This window comes from Paraburkholderia atlantica, from assembly GCF_000092885.1.
Lineage (GTDB): Bacteria > Pseudomonadota > Gammaproteobacteria > Burkholderiales > Burkholderiaceae > Paraburkholderia > Paraburkholderia atlantica.
Genome location: NC_014117.1, coordinates 2,369,241 through 2,384,738, shown reverse-complemented (window position 1 = coordinate 2,384,738; position 15,498 = coordinate 2,369,241). Strand labels below are relative to the sequence as shown.

The following is a 15,498-nucleotide window of genomic DNA, read 5'->3' as shown; positions in this document are numbered from 1 at the left end:
GATAAATAGCTTAACTGTTGCTCAACGGCATAGGTGCCAAGCGGCTTCGGCGTTTCGCCCACCGCCTGCCGCGCGCCGCTCGAAGCGACCGCAGCCCGGATGCGTGTGAAACGGGACCGGCTCACGGCGAAATTCCGCGGCGTGATGCCTCGGCGTTTCCACCTGTCCGTTACCTGAGTTTTACCCTGTTCGGGCGTGTACACGAGTGGCGCCGATCTGCAACACGCCCAAGCATACGTCCCTTTTTTGACATTCGCGTGCCCGACCAGGAGATTGGGACACGTGCGGTGTTTTTCGACGGGACCGGTCAGACAGGCTGACCATGGGGTTATTGCTCGAATCGGGCCGCGCTTGCGTCGTCGGCCGTTGGATAACCGCTTATTTTAACTGAGTTTTTGCGAACGAGGTCAGATTTCCGGCGAGATCGCCGACTTGCGCGAGTTCGACCGCCCAGGCGGCGGCGCGCCGCTTAAGCGCGGGGTAGTGGCGCTGGAATTCCGCCCAGTCCGGCTGACCGGTGCCGTTCCACGCGTGCCAGAAACGCCCGAGCGCGGCGCGTGCGTCCTTGGACAGTGTGCGCGTGTAATGCGCGAGCGCGGCGTCGAGCTTTGGCAGGTGGGCGTCGTCGGCCTGCGGATAGATGTGCCAGACGAATGGCTTGGCGGCCCACTGCGCGCGCACGAACGAATCCTCGCCGCGGACGAAATTGATGTCGCTCGCCCATAGCAGTGCGTCATAGCCCGGCTGTTCGGTGAAGGCGAGTGCGTGCGCGCTGAGGTTGCCGCGCGTCGCATGGGTGCCCGCTGCAAACGACGGGAGGCCGAAAAAACGCGCGAGCGCGCCGGAAATGCGTCCTTCGGGCACCAGCAGCACGATCGGGCTTGCGCTGTCGCGCCATTGTTCGAGCAGACTGTCGACCGCCGGGTTTTCGTATGCGAACAGCGACACGACCGTCGCGTCGGCGGGCGGGGGCGCGTGGCCCGTGAGGTTGCGCCACCAGTCGGTGCGCGCGGCCAGCGAGCCTTCGAACGCGGCGCGCGCCGCGTCGAGACCGCGCTCCTTCAAGACGCCACCGGTGCCGGGGCCGAGGCCGGGAAAAAAGAAGATCTTGCTGAGCGCGTAGCGCGGATGCGGCGACGGCCGCAAGTGAAAATCGGCGATCCAGTCCTCGGCGCTTAGATATTCGAGGTTGAACCACAGCGGCGCGCGAGCTCGCTCGGCCATCGCCGTGATATAGACGGGCGGCAGTTCGCAGCCGAACGCCTCGATCACGACGTCGGCGACTTCGAGCGTATCGCCCGCATGGGACGGCTCGCGCCAATGCTCGATGATAATGCCGTCGAGCGTCTGCCGCGCACGCTCGAGCACGAGCGACGGGCACAGCTTCTTGAACGCGTGCAAATCGTCGACGAACACGCGCACCTGCCAGCCATGTTCGTGCGCGAGTTGGCGCGCGAGGCGCCAGCACACGCCGATGTCGCCAAAGTTGTCGATCACCGCGCAGAAGATATCGCAGGCGATCGGGTCGGCGGGGGTGGCGGGTGATCCGGAATCGGACGCGACGGCTGACATGGCGGCTCGGCTGGCTCGGTGACTCCGGCGACCCGGAGCGGGTTCGAACGAACGCGGAATGTTCTAAACTGGCGATTCTAAAGCCTCGCTCGCGATCGCGCGCGCCGTTTGCCCGCCGCGCGGGCCGCATGGCACGACACGCGATGCCGGCCACTCGCCGGCAAATCGGCGCAATCGGTGCAAACGACGAGGCAGCGCGAGACAGTCCCATCCCAATCGATCCCGCATGACCGACTCCGAAGCAACCGACGCCCCCGACACCTTCGAGCCAAAAAAAGTGCTCGCCCAACTGCCGCATCTGCCCGGCGTCTACCGCTATTACGACACGAGCGGCGTGGTGCTCTACGTCGGCAAGGCGCGCGATCTTAAGAAGCGCGTATCGAGCTACTTCACGAAGACGCAGCTGTCGCCGCGGATCGCGATGATGGTCACGCGCATTGCGCGCATCGAGACGACGGTCACGCGTTCCGAGGCCGAGGCGCTGCTGCTCGAAAACAACCTGATCAAGGCGCTCACGCCGCGGTACAACATCCTGTTTCGCGACGACAAGTCGTACCCGTACTTGAAGCTGACCGGTCACAAGTTTCCGCGCATGGCCTATTACCGCGGCTCGGTCGATCGCAAGAACCAGTACTTCGGTCCGTTCCCGAGCGCGTGGGCGGTGCGCGAGAGCATCCAGATACTGCAGCGCGTGTTTCAGCTGCGCACCTGCGAGGACTCGGTGTTCAACAACCGCACCCGGCCGTGTCTGCTGCATCAGATCGGCCGCTGCACGGCGCCGTGCGTCGCGAATATCAGCGAAGAGGACTACGCGCGCGACGTCGCCAACGCGTCACGCTTCCTGCTCGGCCGCCAGGGCGAGGTGATGAAGGAGCTCGAGCAGAAGATGCATGCGTTCGCGAGCGAGCTGAAATTCGAGCAGGCCGCGGCGGTGCGCAATCAGATGAGCTCGCTGTCGACGGTGCTGCATCAGCAGGCGATCGAAGTCGGCAGCGATAGCGACGTCGACATTCTCGCGGTGGTCGCGCTAGGCGGCCGCGTGTGCGTAAATCTCGCGATGGTGCGCGGCGGGCGGCATCTCGGCGACAAGGCATACTTTCCCACGCACGTGGAGAGCGCGTTGACGGCGGAGGAAGGCGGGCTCGAAGAAGACGGCGTTCAGGACGATGCAGCGGTGGATGCGCGAGCGGTCGCGCCGTCGGCCGAAGCGGCGAGGGCCACCGCCGATGCGCTCGCGATCGCGCAGGACATGCCATCGGAAGACGAAGACACCGATGGTAGTGACGAAGAAGCGCTCGACGAGGCTACCGAAGCGACCGCGGACGCCATCAGCGACGAAGGCGTGGACGAAGGCGCCGACGCGAACCCGGAATCCGGCCCGGCGGCAAAGGGCCGCAAAGGCCGCGCGCCCGGCGGCGTCGAATCCGAGGTGCTCGAAGCGTTCATCGCGCAGCATTACCTCGGCAATCGCGTGCCGCCGGTGCTGGTGGTCAGCCACGCGCCGGCGCGCGAACTCATCGACGTGTTGATCGAGCAGGCGGGCCACAAGGTGAGCGTGCTGCGCCAACCGCAGGGACAGCGGCGCGCGTGGCTTGCGATGGCCGAGCAGAATGCGCGGCTCGCGCTCGCGCGGCTGCTCTCCGAGCAGGGTTCGCAGCAGGCGCGCACACGCGCGCTGACCGACACGCTCGGCATGGAGTGCGACGACCTCGCGCATCTGCGCATCGAATGCTTCGACATCAGTCACACGATGGGCGAGGCGACGCAGGCGTCGTGCGTCGTCTATCACCATCACAAGATGCAGTCGTCCGAGTATCGGCGCTACAACATCACCGGCATCACGCCCGGTGACGATTACGCCGCGATGCGCCAGGTGCTCACGCGCCGCTACGAGAAGATGGTCGCGCAAGCCGCCGCGAATGCGAGCGACGAAGCCGCCGAATCGCAAACCGACGCGGCCGCCGATCCGTCGCTCGCCGCCGATGCCGCCGAGCCGGCCGCGGCCGGCGGCGTCCTGCCGACCATCGTGCTGATCGACGGCGGCAAGGGGCAGGTCGAGATCGCGCGGCAGGTGTTCACGGAGTTAGGGCTCGATACCGGCATGCTGGTCGGCGTCGCGAAGGGGGAGGGGCGCAAGGTCGGTCTCGAGACGCTGATTTTTGCGGACGGCCGCACGCCGCTCGAACTCGGCAAGGAAAGCGCCGCGCTGATGCTGGTCGCGCAGATCCGCGACGAAGCGCACCGCTTCGCGATCACCGGGATGCGCGCCAAGCGCGGCAAGACGCGCCAGACCTCGCGGCTCGAAGAACTCGAAGGCGTGGGGGCGAAGCGGCGCCAGCGCCTGCTGGCGCGCTTTGGCGGCTTGCGCGGTGTGGTGGCGGCGAGCGTCGAGGATCTCGCGAGCGTCGAAGGTATTTCGCAGGCGCTTGCCGAGCAGATCTACCGGCAACTGCATTGAATCGACGGGCCGCGTTGCGCTGTTATCGGCACGACGGCTCGCCGGAGCTGGCGCGTCGCGCAGCGGATGCGCCGGCTGGCGCAGGGTCAGCGACGACGCGCCGGGTGCGGCCCGCTTGCCGTTCCCACCTGGCCATGCCCGGGCCGCTTGCTTGTGGCAGGCCTTGTGACACGGCACAATTGCAACTCACTCGTCAGACGCTGCGCCTGCCCCCATGCCGTTTAATTTCCCGATATTTCTGACCTGGCTGCGGATCGTGCTGATTCCGCTCGTCGTCGGTGTGTTCTATTTGCCTGACATGATGATGAGCCCGGCGCACCGCAATCTCGCGGCCGCGACGATCTTCATCCTGGCGGCGCTCACCGACTGGTTCGACGGCTTTCTGGCCCGTAAATGGAATCAGACCTCGGCATTCGGCGCGTTTCTCGATCCGGTCGCCGACAAGCTGATGGTGACCGCGGCGCTGCTCGTACTCCTGCAGCTCGCGCGGATCGATTCGGCGATCGCGCTCGTGATCGTCGGACGCGAAATTGCGATCTCGGCGCTGCGCGAATGGATGGCGCAGATCGGCGCGTCGAAGAGCGTCGCGGTGAATTCGCTCGGCAAGTTCAAGACCGCGTGTCAGATGGTCGCGATTCCGATGCTGCTGTTTTATGGTCCGCTGCCCCTCGGCGGCGGCGTGACGGTCGACACGCGCGTTTGGGGCCTGTGGCTGATCTATCTGGCCGCGTTCCTGACGATCTGGTCGATGCTGTACTACATGAAGCTCGCGTGGCCGGAGATTCGCGAGCGCGGTGGCGTAGCGTGATGGTGGAATAAAAGGCGCGGGGGGCGCAAATGTGTGTTCGAACCCCGCGCCACTACGAGCGAATTATTTTCTTTAAAGCAGATGGTCAAAAGGGGTTGACACGTTTCAGTCGATTCTCCATAATCTCGTTTCTCCGATGCACGCAACGCGAAACACCGGAGACGCAGTCAAGCAGTAGCAGTAAATGCAGTACGACGCGGGAATAGCTCAGTTGGTAGAGCGCAACCTTGCCAAGGTTGAGGTCGCGAGTTCGAGCCTCGTTTCCCGCTCCAGTTTTCGAAGCATCGCGTTGTTTGGCGAAGTAAAAAAAGCAGCGCGGTGTGAAGCAGTTCAATGCGGGAGTAGCTCAGTTGGTAGAGCGCAACCTTGCCAAGGTTGAGGTCGCGAGTTCGAGCCTCGTCTCCCGCTCCATACATCAGGGGAAGCAACGCTTCCCTTTTTGTTTGGAAGGCCGGTCGTTCTGAACTTTCCAGAGCTTCGGTTCTTCTGGTGATCACCAGATAAATCTGCGAACCCGTGTCTAGGTTCCAGTCCGCTTGCGGCGCGATAGCAAAGCGGTTATGCAGCGGCCTGCAAAGCCGTTTAGGCCGGTTCGACTCCGGCTCGCGCCTCCAGTCTTTGATGTAAAGCGAAAGCCCCGACTTGTCGGGGCTTTTCTTTTTTCTGTTCCTCACTGGTAATACAAGGGTAGTCGGTCGTGCTACCTCCGAGCATGCTGTCGGCTGCCCATGCGCGAATGGCCTGCAACAACGCGGGCAATAATCCGTGTTCAGGCGTTTGATGCGCGACCGCATCTCTATCGTCCCGTTTGATTTCGGCTCACGCGTGAGCAGCGCATCCCGATTAACATCGTGTCCGGCACGCGGAAACGGGACAACCTACGCCCGCGCGCCGCATCCGGATCGGACGATAGAATCACAGCATCGTCATCGCCTGGTCTCATTGAAGCCGCATGTATTTCCAACTCACTGGCACCCGGATCCGCTTGCTCGGTTCGATGCATCTGTTTCCCGCGACGAGCCGTCGAACGCCGCCGTGGGTCGCCGAGGCGTTCGATTGGGCTGACACGCTCGTATTCGAGTCCGATCCAGCGACGATCCTGCCGTTTCTAAAAGCCGACGCACACCCCGATGCCGCACAACTGCGGCCCATGATGCGCGACGAAGCCTGGACGCAACTCCAGGCGCTATGGCCAACCGATGGTCTGCTCGCGCCACTTGAAACACTGCGACCGTGGGCCGCGCTGATCGTCGCGCCGACGCTGCTGCAGCAGGTCGTCGAGGGTGTCGAGCCGCGCATGTTGCGCTCGGCGATCGGGCAGGCGAAGCCGTATCGCTATCTCGAGTCCGCGCACGACGTCGCAGCCACGCTCGAATCGATTCCACTCGAAGCCATTGCCGCCGCGCTCGACATGCTGATGGCCGATCGCGGCGAGCCGCAGCGTACGCTCGAACGGATGCACGCGGCGTGGCTGGAGGGCGATCTGCATGCTATTCAGCAGATCGCCGTCGAATCGCCGATGTTCAATCTGCCCGGCATCCGTCAGGCGATCCTCGACGTCCGCAATCGTGCATGGGCCGCACGGCTGAACGAATTGCCGGACGTGCGCGAGCGCACGCTGGTGGTCGTCGGCGCGCTGCATCTGTGTGGCCCCGAGAATCTGCCTGATTGTCTCGCGCGGCCGGTGCAAGCGGTGTCCTGAGCGCTTGCGCGGATTTCGCGACTGTACACAGCCGTGCCGATCGCCCGAACGACTCGCCGTTCCCTCAATTCCACGCGTCGCAATGCCGCTATACACTAATTCTTACCACCTGGAACATCCGACGCCCGCCGACCTCACTTCATGCTTGTCCCTCCGACCCCCAGCACTGAAAGCGCCCGTCTCGACGGATTGCACGCACTGCATATTCTCGACACGCCGCCGGAAGAGCGCTTCGATCGCCTGACCCGCCTCGCGCGACGGCTGTTCGGCGTACCGATTGCCGTCGTCAGTCTCGTCGATGCGAACCGGCAGTGGTTCAAATCGTGCGTCGGCCTCGCGGCGAGCGAGACCTCGCGCGACGTGTCGTTTTGCGCGCACGCCATTCTCGGCGACGATATTTTCATGGTGCCCGACACGCTCGCCGACCCGCGCTTCAACGACAATCCGTTCGTCACCGACGAGCCGCACATCCGCTTTTACGCAGGCTGTCCGCTGCAGGTTGCGAACGGTGGCAAGGTCGGCACGCTGTGCCTGCTCGACACGAAGCCGCGGATGCTCGATGACGAAGATCGCGCGTTGCTGCGCGACCTCACGCGCATGGCCGAACAGGAGCTAGCCGCGATCCAGCTGGCCACGCTCGACGACCTGACGCTGCTGTCGAACCGGCGCGGTTTCGAAGTGCTCGCGCAACATGCGCTGAACGTTTGTAGGCGCATGGACAAGCCGGCCTCACTGCTGTTCTTCGATCTGAACGACTTCAAGCAGATCAACGACACGCTCGGACACGCCGAGGGCGACCGCGCGCTGCAAACCTTCGCCGAGGTGCTGCGTACCGCGCTGCGCGAAAGCGACGTGATCGGACGGCTCGGCGGCGACGAGTTCGTCGCGCTGCTGACCGGCGCGAGCCACGCTGAGACGCATGAGGTGACGCAGCGTCTCGAGGACCTCCTCGATCAGCGCAATGCAGAGCTGCTGCGCGGCTATCAGATCCACTTCAGCGTCGGCCAGGTGACGTACGAGCCGACGCGCCACGGCACGGTCGCCGAACTGCTCGCCGCGGCCGATGCGGCGATGTATAGCCACAAGCAGGCGTCGAAGGCGCGCTCCGCGCAACGGCACTGACGGGTGGCCGACTCTCGGCCAATCTCCCGGCGACCCGCGCGGTGGCCCAACACAGGCACGCGCGGCATAATTGCGGATCGTTGCCCGCGCTGTCGCGCACTGACCCTGAAACCTACCGATGACTGATTTGCAGCACACCGCCGCCGCGCGGCTCGCCCAACTCGAATGGCGTTGGAAGCCGTTTGCGGACCTCACGAGCGTCGAAGTGTATGAGATGCTGGCCGCCCGCAGCGCGGTGTTCGTCGTCGAACAGAGCTGCGTGTATGGCGATATCGATGGGCTCGACGTCGAAGCCTGGCATCTGCTTGCGTATGGCACCGGTGGCGAAGCGGCGCTGCCGCCGTTGGCCGGCTATCTGCGCGTGTTGTTGCCCGATGCGACGGATGCCGACGTACGCATCGGCCGGGTGTTGACCACCGCGTTGTTTCGCGGCATCGGTCTCGGTAATGCGATGCTCGATCGCGCGCTCGCGCATATCCGCGCGCAGTGGCCCGGTACCCCAATCCGTCTGCACGCGCAGGCGCATCTGCAAGGCTTTTACGGTGGGTTCGGCTTCGAGCCGGTCTCGGAGATTCACGACGAAGACGGCATCCCGCATGTGTGGATGCGCTCGCTCTGAACGCGCGCGGGTCAGCGATTTCCGTGCGCGGTCGTCGACGCCGCATGCGTGAGCCCGCGCGCCGCTTTCACACGACGCTCGGCGCGCAGGCGTCCGCGCGCCGACAGCCGCATCCAGTGACGCAGCGCGATCAGCGCGCCGACCACGCTCATCATCGAACCCGGAATCCATAGCAACAGCCCGCCGATCTGCTGATCGCGCATTGGGCTCAGCCATGTGAACGCGCGGCCGCAAATCGAATAGATCGGATACAGCTCGTGCGGCGTAAAGAAGATGAACGCGCCGAGGATGATCTGTGGCGGAATCGCCGCGATCACGACGAGCACGCGCTTGCCCGGCGACAGACGCGCGGGCGGCGCCGGACGCGGATCGAGCACGAGCCACCAGAACAGCAGGCCGTCGATCGCCATGCTCCAGTTCATTACGCGATAGATCCGCCAGTCGAGCATCGCGACGAAATGGATCGGCGACAGCAGCCAGAAATAGATCAGCCCGACGAATAGCGTGACCGCCACGACCGGGTGCATGACCACGTCGAGCACCCCGCGCACGAGCGGAGTTTGCAGCGCGGGCCGCACGAAGCGTTGTCGCCAGCGCGGTGGAATTCCCGCGCGCAACGCCGCGCCCGGATACGACAGCGCAATGAAGAACGGCCCGAGGTGATGCAGCACCAGATGCTGCAATCGATGCATGAAAAACTCATGCTCGAAGAAATAATCGAGCCGCGTATGCAGCACGACATACAGCGCGACCAGCCCGAACCAGAACGACAGACGCCGCGCGACCGACAGCCGCGCCTTGCGCGCGCCGCGCACGAACAGGATCGCGGGAATCAGCAAGCCGATCACGACCGTCGGCGAAAACTCCCAGGGGTCGAGCCAGTAGAGCAGGTTCATGGCGATCGCGTGTGCGGTGGCGGCGGCCCGTGTTGCCGCCTACTTGGCCTGGCCCGGCGCTTTGACCGCGAACGGCGCGCTCAGCGTTTCGCCGTCGGAGAACTTCAGCGTCAGATGCACGGTGTCGCCCGGCGCGACCTTGTGCTTCGCGTCCTCGAGCATCAGGTGATAGCCGCCCGGCGTGATCGCGACCTGACCATGCGCGGGCACCGTCAGCTTGTCGATCATCACCATCTTCTGAGTCGAACCGTTCGATACGGTTTGATGCAGCATAGCGTCGCCGTAGTCGTCGCTCGATACGTCAACGAGGTCGATCGGCTTGTCGCTCGTATTGACGAGCGTCGCATAGCCGGCCGCGGGCAGGTTGTTCGGCAGCCAGCGAACCCACGCGTCCTTGATGCTGATCGCGTGAGCATCGGCCGCGTGCGCGGTCGACGCGACGCCGAAAGACAGCACGAGCGCGCCGGCGAGGGAAGCGAATGGTTTGAGCTTGATCGTCATGATGGAATGGAGTGGGATCAAAAGAAGAATCAGGATTGGTCATCGATGATGCGGCGCAGATCCTGCGCAATCGCATCGGGCGTGTCGTGATCGGTGGCGAGCAGGCGCGCGCGGCCCTGGCTGTCGAACACATAGACGGCGGAGCTGTGCGTGACCTCGTAGTTGCCGTTCGGGTCGCGCTTTTCCATCTGATACGCAACACGATAGCGCTTCGCCAGCGACTCGATCTGCCAGTCGGTGCCGGTCAGCCCTTCGGCGTGCTTTGCGTCGAACGCACCGACATAGTCGTGCAAGGCCCGCGGCGTGTCGCGCGCGGGATCGACGGTGATGAACAGGATGCGCACTTTCTGCGCCTCGGGGCCGAGCTTGCCCAGCACCTGCACCAGACGTCCCATCGTTTCGGGGCAGACGTCCGGGCAATGCGTGTAGCCGAAGTAGACCAGCGACGTGCGGCCCTTGAACGAAGCGGCGTCGACGGGCCGGCCGGTGTCGTCGGTCAACCTAAAGTCCAGATCCGGGAGGTGCCCGGTCACATTCGTCAACCGCCACGGCTCGGCGCGCTGCGTGCAACCGGTCAGTGTGGCGAGCGCGACCAGCGTACCCAACGCCGCTGCCGCCGCAAACCGGCGTGCCACCCGGCGCTTCGACCGGGGCATGGGCCGGTCGCGTCGTGAGCGGGACAGCTTTGGCTGCGGGCGCCGGGGCGCGAAGATCGGGAACAAAGCAGGGTTCAATGACTCGATTGAAGAGCAGGCAACGCGAATCGATGGAGCAAGAAGGCGCACCGTCGCCCGGTCATGCCGCGCGAGATTCGCGCGCGACACGCGATTGAGCGACAGCGTGCAACGATGTCCGTCACGCCGACGGTCCGTGTGGCAGCGACTGTAACGCAAAATTGGCGCCAGCGTCGCGCGGCGCGCCGGGCGTACGATTTGCGAGGCAATTTGACGCAGCAGGCTGAAAGTCTGGTGAAGTTCGATCGTTGCGCTTCTGAATGCAATCACCGCGAGCGAGCGGGCAAACGGCCCGCCGCGCTTGAGTCCCGGCTTACTTTCTCGAAAAATTGACCGATGCGCGGTAAGATGCGCACACTTTTCCGGCCCCAGATGGCTGAAAGGCGAACCCAGGCAATGCAAGCACTTCCGGCTGTTCTGTCTCCAAGCGAGACGGCATTTTTCTTCGACTTCGATGGCACGCTCGTCGAACTCGCCCCCACGCCGGACGGCGTGCTCGTGCAGCCGCGCGTGATCGACCTGCTGCGCGAACTGCGCAGTCTGACGAATGGCGCGGTCGCGGTGGTGTCGGGGCGCGGCATCGACAGCATCGACAGTTTTCTCGGCATGCCCGATTTGCCGGTCGCCGGTCTGCACGGCGCCGAGCGGCGCGATGCGAATGGCGACACGCAGCGCATCGGCTTTCACGACCAGCGCCTGTTGCGCATGGAGCAGGTGCTCGCGCAGGTCGTCAACGAGCACCCGGGCATGCTGCTCGAGATCAAGGGCGCGGCGCTCGCGCTGCACTACCGCAATGCGCCGGACCGCGAGCCGGTCGCGCGCGAGGTAACCGAGCGGCTCGTCGCCGATTACCCCACGTCGTACGTACTGCAGCCCGGCAAGATGGTCTACGAGATCAAGCCGAAGGACGTCGACAAGGGTCGCGCGACGCGCGCGTTCCTCGACGAGCTGCCGTTCACCGGCCGCACGCCTGTGTTCGCCGGCGACGATCTGACCGACGAGAAGGGCTTCGCGGTCGTCAACGAACGTGGCGGTCTGTCGATCAAGGTTGGCGCGGGCGAAACGATGGCGCGCACGCGCGTCGAGTCGGTGTCGTCACTGCTCGACTGGCTCGAAACGATTGTCGCGGCGGCGCGCGGCGCATGACGCCGGCGCCTCGTTCAACGAAAACAACATACTGCATCGGGAATCGCGCTTCATGAGCCGACTGATCATTGTTTCGAACCGGGTGGCGCCCATTTCGGAGGGCGGCCCGGCGGCGGGCGGTCTGGCGGTCGGCGTGTACGACGCGCTGAAGGAGACCGGGGGCATGTGGTTCGGCTGGAGCGGCGACGTACTCAGCTCCGGCCAGCCGCAAATCAAGCTCGAGGAGCGCGGTCCGGTCACCTTCGCGACCGTCCCGTTGATGCGCCGGGATTACGACCAGTACTATCGCGGTTTCTCGAACGCGACGCTGTGGCCCGCGTTCCACTATCGATCCGACCTGCTGCATTACGACCGGCACGACTTCGAAGGCTACTGCCGCGTCAACGCGTGGCTCGCGCAGCAACTCGTGCCGCTCCTGCGCGAAGACGACGTGATCTGGGTGCACGACTATCATCTGATCCCGTTCGCGCAGGCGCTGCGCTCGGCAGGCGTGAAGAACCGCATCGGCTTTTTCCTGCACATTCCGTTTCCGGCCGCGCAAGTGCTGCTGACGGTGCCGCCGCATCGCGAGCTCGTCGAGGCGCTGTGTTCGTTCGACCTGCTCGGCTTCCAGACCGGCCCCGATCTGCGTGCGTTCTGCGATTACGTGATCAACGAGGCGGGCGGCTCGATCGACGCGTCGCCGAAAGGTCCGCTCACCGTGCATGCGTTCGGCCGCACGCTGCGCGCGTCGGCATATCCGATCGGCGTCTATCCGGACGAGATCGCCGAGCTCGCGAAGGCGGGCGAGCGCGGCAAGCCGGTGCGCACGATGAAGGCGACGCTACATTCGCGCAAGCTGATCATGAGCGTCGACCGGCTCGATTATTCGAAGGGGCTGGTCGAGCGATTCCGCGCGTTCGAGCGCCTGCTCGAGCATACGGCCGCGCAGCGCAACAAGGTGTCGTTCCTGCAGATCGCGCCGCCGACGCGCGCCGACTTGCACGCGTATCAGGACATCCGGCTGCAACTCGAAGGCGAGTCGGGACGGATCAACGGCCGCTTCGCCGAGCTGGACTGGACGCCGATTCTGTATATCCACAAGCAGTACGAGCGCTCGGTGCTGGCGGCGCTGTTCCGTACCGCGCACGTCGGCTATGTGACGCCGCTGCGCGACGGCATGAATCTCGTGGCGAAGGAATACGTGTCGGCGCAGGATCCGGAAAATCCCGGCGTGCTGGTGCTGTCGCGCTTCGCCGGCGCGGCGCAGGAGCTCGATGGTGCGCTGATCGTCAATCCGGTCGACATCGACGGCATGGCCGAAGCGCTGGCGCAGGCGCTCGACATGCCGCTCGCCGAGCGCCAGGCGCGCTATCGCGACATGATGGCGCAGCTGCGCGAGAACAACGTGTCGGTGTGGCGCGATAACTTCATGCGCGATCTGGCGGGCCTCGGTGGCGCGAAGCGCGCTAGAAGCGGGAAGGCGCCCGCGGCCACGGGTGCGGCTCGCGCCGGGCGGAAGAGGGCGGCGCGCGAGAGCGTGACCGGCTAAGCCAGCCGCAAAGCCAGATAGCAAAAAGCCGCTCCTTGGAGCGGCTTTTTGCATGCGACGCGCAGCGCGCCTGGACTCTGCGTGGCGTCAGGCTACGTGCTGCTCGTCGACCTTCTTGCCGCCGATATGCAGCGTCTGGCCCTTGCCATACTGCTTCGCGAGCAGGTCGCGATAGAGGCCCGGACGCTGACGCAGTTCTTCGGGCGAACCGTCGTCGATGACCTTGCCGGCGCTCATGACGATGATCCGGTCGAAATTGTTCAGCGTCGACAGACGATGCGCGATCGCGATCACGGTGCGGCCCACCATTAGCCGGTCGAGCGCCTTCTGGATCGCTTCCTCGGACGCGCTGTCGAGCGCCGACGTGGCTTCGTCGAGCAGCAGGATCGGCGCGTTTTTCAGAATTGCGCGCGCGATCGCGATGCGCTGGCGCTGGCCGCCCGACAGTTTCACGCCGCGGTCGCCGACGATCGTGTCGTAGCCTTCCGGCATCGCTTCGATAAAGTCCGCGCAACGCGCCTCGCGCGCCGCGGCGAGCACTTCCTCGCGGCTCGCCTCGGGGCGGCCGTACGCGATGTTCTCGTACACCGTGCGATGGAACAGCGAAATGTCCTGGGGCACCAGCGCGATCGCGTGACGCAGGCTGTCCTGCGTGATCGACGCGATGTCCTGGCCGTCGATCTTGATCGCGCCGCCCTGGGTTTCGTAGAAACGCTGCAACAGCGCGAGCACCGTCGATTTACCGGCGCCCGACTTGCCGATCAGGCCGACGCGCTGGCCCGGCTCGATATTGAGGTCGAAGTGATCGAGAATCGGCCGGCGGCGCGGATACGCGAACGTGACGCCGTCGAACGTGACGCGGCCGCCCTGCGGCACGAGTTCGGTCGCGTCGTCGCGATCGGGCATGCCGTGCGGTTCGAGCAGCGTGCGCACCGCCTCCGCAAGTCGCGCGACGTGCTGTGTGACGTCGACGAGCGCAACCGCGAGATCGCGCGTGCCGTGCAGGATCGTGAAACCGAGCGAGCTGACGAGCACGATGTCGCCCGAGGTCGCGCGGCCCTGGTCCCACAGCCACAGCGCCCAGCCGAGCAGGCCGGCCGACAGCAGCGCGGTGATCACGGCGTGCAGCAAACGCAGCTTTTCCAGATACAGCAGGCTTTGCTGGCGCGCGTCCATTTCCGCCTTGACCGTCGACGCAAACCGCCGCTGTTCGCGCAGTGTCATGCCGAACGCGCGCACGAGGCCCATGTTGCTGATCACGTCGACGAGCTCGCCGTCGACCGATGCCGCCTTGGTCGCGAAATTATGGTGACGCGCGGAGCCGCGGCCCGCGAGCTTGTAGAGCACAACGGCCAGGATCGCTGAGCACAGCATCAGGCCGCCGGCCATCAGCGGGTTCACCGAGATGATCATCACGATCGCGCCGAGCACCGCGATGCACGGCGGCAGCACGTTCCACGCGGTGGTGTTTTCGGCGGTGTAGACGGCGTTCGAGGTCGCGGTGATCCGGCTTGCCAGCATGCCGGGCTGCTTTTCGGCGTAGTAGGTCGGCGAATGGCCGCTCAGATACTGGAATAGGTCACGCCGCAAATCGCCCGTCACGGCGACGAAGGTGTGCGCGGCGAACCAGCCGCCGACTCGCCATAACAGGTTGTCCGCTGCGATCAGCCCGACGAGGATCGCGAACGCGCCCCACAGCGGCCCGGGATGATGGCGGCCACCGGCGAGCACGTCGATCAGATGTTTGATCGCGTATTGCGAAGCGAGTGCACAGCCCACGGCCGCAAACACGCTGCACAACACGATCGCGTGCGCGACCGGATGGCGGCGGATAAAGCGGAAGAGAAACGCAAGCGGCCGGTGCGCATAGCTCGCGAGCTTTGCGTTCTGGGCGTTTCGCTGGGCAATGGTCAAGTGTTCCAATTGAGCTGAGATCGATGTGTTGCGGGTTGTGCATGCAAAGCGCGGACCACACGGACAAGCATGGCTCTCCGTGAAGCCGATGCTTCGCATTGTAAACATGCAAAGGCGATTGCGCCCTGTGTATCCGGGCTTTGACGCGACTGATTTCGCGATGGACCTCCGCGATCTGCGTCGTCTCGACACACCAGCCGACGGGCCATGCAGGCAGATTGCGGAAAATTTCGAGATATACTTACAGTTTGCATTCAAGCGGGCCGTGGCAATTTTGCAATTTCTACCGGCAACGCTTGATGCGCGAGAACTCACCGACTCGATACGCCGTGCCTCGCTGAACCTTCGTCGATACTGTAGAACTGTCTTTGAAAACAAGGGTTTGCAAAGTGTTTCGCGTTTGTAACAACGTAAAGACTTTGAAATGTTGGGGTGCGGCAACAATTCAGGCATCGATAATGCATGCTCGTTAGCCCCGGCAAATTTTCTGACAGT

12 protein-coding genes and 3 tRNA genes are annotated in these 15,498 nt (G+C 64.6%); 10 read left to right on the top strand and 5 right to left on the bottom strand.

All coding sequences use genetic code 11. The features are described 5' to 3' along the window. Window positions 1–378: 378 nt before the first annotated feature. The gene (earP, locus tag BC1002_RS10605) at window positions 379–1,572 is read right to left on the bottom strand and encodes an elongation factor P maturation arginine rhamnosyltransferase EarP (RefSeq protein ID WP_013090037.1); all 1,194 of its coding nucleotides are present in this window, start codon (window positions 1,570–1,572) and stop codon (window positions 379–381) included. A 226-nt stretch (window positions 1,573–1,798) separates the two neighbouring features. Here earP and uvrC point away from each other — a divergent pair, with 226 nt between their 5' ends. The 8 genes from uvrC (at window position 1,799) to BC1002_RS10565 (ending at window position 8,281) form a co-directional block, all read left to right on the top strand. Beyond that, complete coding sequence (gene uvrC, locus BC1002_RS10600) at window positions 1,799–4,030, top strand: excinuclease ABC subunit UvrC (protein ID WP_013090036.1); 2,232 nt, start codon at window positions 1,799–1,801, stop codon at window positions 4,028–4,030. Between the two features lie 214 nt (window positions 4,031–4,244). Then, window positions 4,245–4,838, top strand: a complete 594-nt coding sequence (gene pgsA, locus BC1002_RS10595; protein WP_013090035.1) for a CDP-diacylglycerol--glycerol-3-phosphate 3-phosphatidyltransferase — start codon at window positions 4,245–4,247, stop codon at window positions 4,836–4,838. A gap of 196 nt (window positions 4,839–5,034) precedes the next feature. Then, a tRNA-Gly gene (locus tag BC1002_RS10590) sits at window positions 5,035–5,110 on the top strand. 63 nt (window positions 5,111–5,173) lie between these two features. Then, window positions 5,174–5,249, top strand: a tRNA-Gly gene (locus BC1002_RS10585). A gap of 129 nt (window positions 5,250–5,378) precedes the next feature. Next, window positions 5,379–5,452, top strand: a tRNA-Cys gene (locus tag BC1002_RS10580). A gap of 338 nt (window positions 5,453–5,790) precedes the next feature. Then, entirely contained in the window at window positions 5,791–6,540 is a 750-nt protein-coding gene (locus BC1002_RS10575) for a TraB/GumN family protein (protein WP_013090034.1), read from the top strand. Window positions 6,541–6,681: 141 nt separating this feature from the next. Continuing rightward, window positions 6,682–7,662, top strand: coding sequence for a sensor domain-containing diguanylate cyclase (locus BC1002_RS10570; RefSeq protein ID WP_013090033.1), 981 nt, complete (start codon window positions 6,682–6,684; stop codon window positions 7,660–7,662). A 118-nt stretch (window positions 7,663–7,780) separates the two neighbouring features. Next, entirely contained in the window at window positions 7,781–8,281 is a 501-nt protein-coding gene (locus tag BC1002_RS10565) for a GNAT family N-acetyltransferase (RefSeq protein WP_013090032.1), read from the top strand. A gap of 11 nt (window positions 8,282–8,292) precedes the next feature. Here BC1002_RS10565 and BC1002_RS10560 read toward each other — a convergent pair whose 3' ends face one another. The 3 genes from BC1002_RS10560 to BC1002_RS10550 are packed head-to-tail and all read right to left on the bottom strand — an operon-like array spanning window position 8,293 to window position 10,442. Next, window positions 8,293–9,177: a cytochrome c oxidase assembly protein gene (locus BC1002_RS10560; protein ID WP_013090031.1), complete on the bottom strand. Its 885-nt coding sequence runs from the start codon at window positions 9,175–9,177 to the stop codon at window positions 8,293–8,295. Window positions 9,178–9,216: 39 nt separating this feature from the next. After that, window positions 9,217–9,678 carry a copper chaperone PCu(A)C gene (locus BC1002_RS10555; protein ID WP_013090030.1) on the bottom strand — a complete coding sequence of 154 codons (462 nt, stop codon included), beginning with the start codon at window positions 9,676–9,678 and terminating at the stop codon, window positions 9,217–9,219. A 29-nt stretch (window positions 9,679–9,707) separates the two neighbouring features. Next, entirely contained in the window at window positions 9,708–10,442 is a 735-nt protein-coding gene (locus BC1002_RS10550; protein ID WP_420798752.1) for an SCO family protein, read from the bottom strand. A gap of 366 nt (window positions 10,443–10,808) precedes the next feature. Between BC1002_RS10550 and otsB the strand changes: the two genes are divergently transcribed. Both otsB and otsA read left to right on the top strand, forming a co-directional pair. Then, on the top strand, window positions 10,809–11,558 hold the full coding sequence (gene otsB, locus BC1002_RS10545; RefSeq protein WP_013090028.1) for a trehalose-phosphatase: 750 nt from the start codon (window positions 10,809–10,811) through the stop codon (window positions 11,556–11,558). Between the two features lie 52 nt (window positions 11,559–11,610). Next, window positions 11,611–13,089: an alpha,alpha-trehalose-phosphate synthase (UDP-forming) gene (otsA, locus tag BC1002_RS10540; protein ID WP_013090027.1), complete on the top strand. Its 1,479-nt coding sequence runs from the start codon at window positions 11,611–11,613 to the stop codon at window positions 13,087–13,089. 87 nt (window positions 13,090–13,176) lie between these two features. Here the strand turns inward: otsA and BC1002_RS10535 are convergent, their stop codons facing one another. Then, a complete protein-coding gene (locus BC1002_RS10535) occupies window positions 13,177–15,012 on the bottom strand; it encodes an ABC transporter ATP-binding protein (RefSeq protein WP_018433440.1) in 1,836 nt (611 codons plus the stop codon). Window positions 15,013–15,498: the final 486 nt, after the last annotated feature.

Excerpts from the sequence above, each read along its gene's own strand:
- earP (WP_013090037.1), bottom strand. The coding sequence starts at position 1,572 with ATGTCAGCCGTCGCGTCCGATTCCGGATCACCCGCCACCCCCGCCGAC.
- uvrC (WP_013090036.1), top strand. The coding sequence starts at position 1,799 with ATGACCGACTCCGAAGCAACCGACGCCCCCGACACCTTCGAGCCAAAA.
- pgsA (WP_013090035.1), top strand. The coding sequence starts at position 4,245 with ATGCCGTTTAATTTCCCGATATTTCTGACCTGGCTGCGGATCGTGCTG.
- BC1002_RS10575 (WP_013090034.1), top strand. The coding sequence starts at position 5,791 with ATGTATTTCCAACTCACTGGCACCCGGATCCGCTTGCTCGGTTCGATG.
- BC1002_RS10570 (WP_013090033.1), top strand. The coding sequence starts at position 6,682 with ATGCTTGTCCCTCCGACCCCCAGCACTGAAAGCGCCCGTCTCGACGGA.
- BC1002_RS10565 (WP_013090032.1), top strand. The coding sequence starts at position 7,781 with ATGACTGATTTGCAGCACACCGCCGCCGCGCGGCTCGCCCAACTCGAA.
- BC1002_RS10560 (WP_013090031.1), bottom strand. The coding sequence starts at position 9,177 with ATGAACCTGCTCTACTGGCTCGACCCCTGGGAGTTTTCGCCGACGGTC.
- BC1002_RS10555 (WP_013090030.1), bottom strand. The coding sequence starts at position 9,678 with ATGACGATCAAGCTCAAACCATTCGCTTCCCTCGCCGGCGCGCTCGTG.
- otsB (WP_013090028.1), top strand. The coding sequence starts at position 10,809 with ATGCAAGCACTTCCGGCTGTTCTGTCTCCAAGCGAGACGGCATTTTTC.
- otsA (WP_013090027.1), top strand. The coding sequence starts at position 11,611 with ATGAGCCGACTGATCATTGTTTCGAACCGGGTGGCGCCCATTTCGGAG.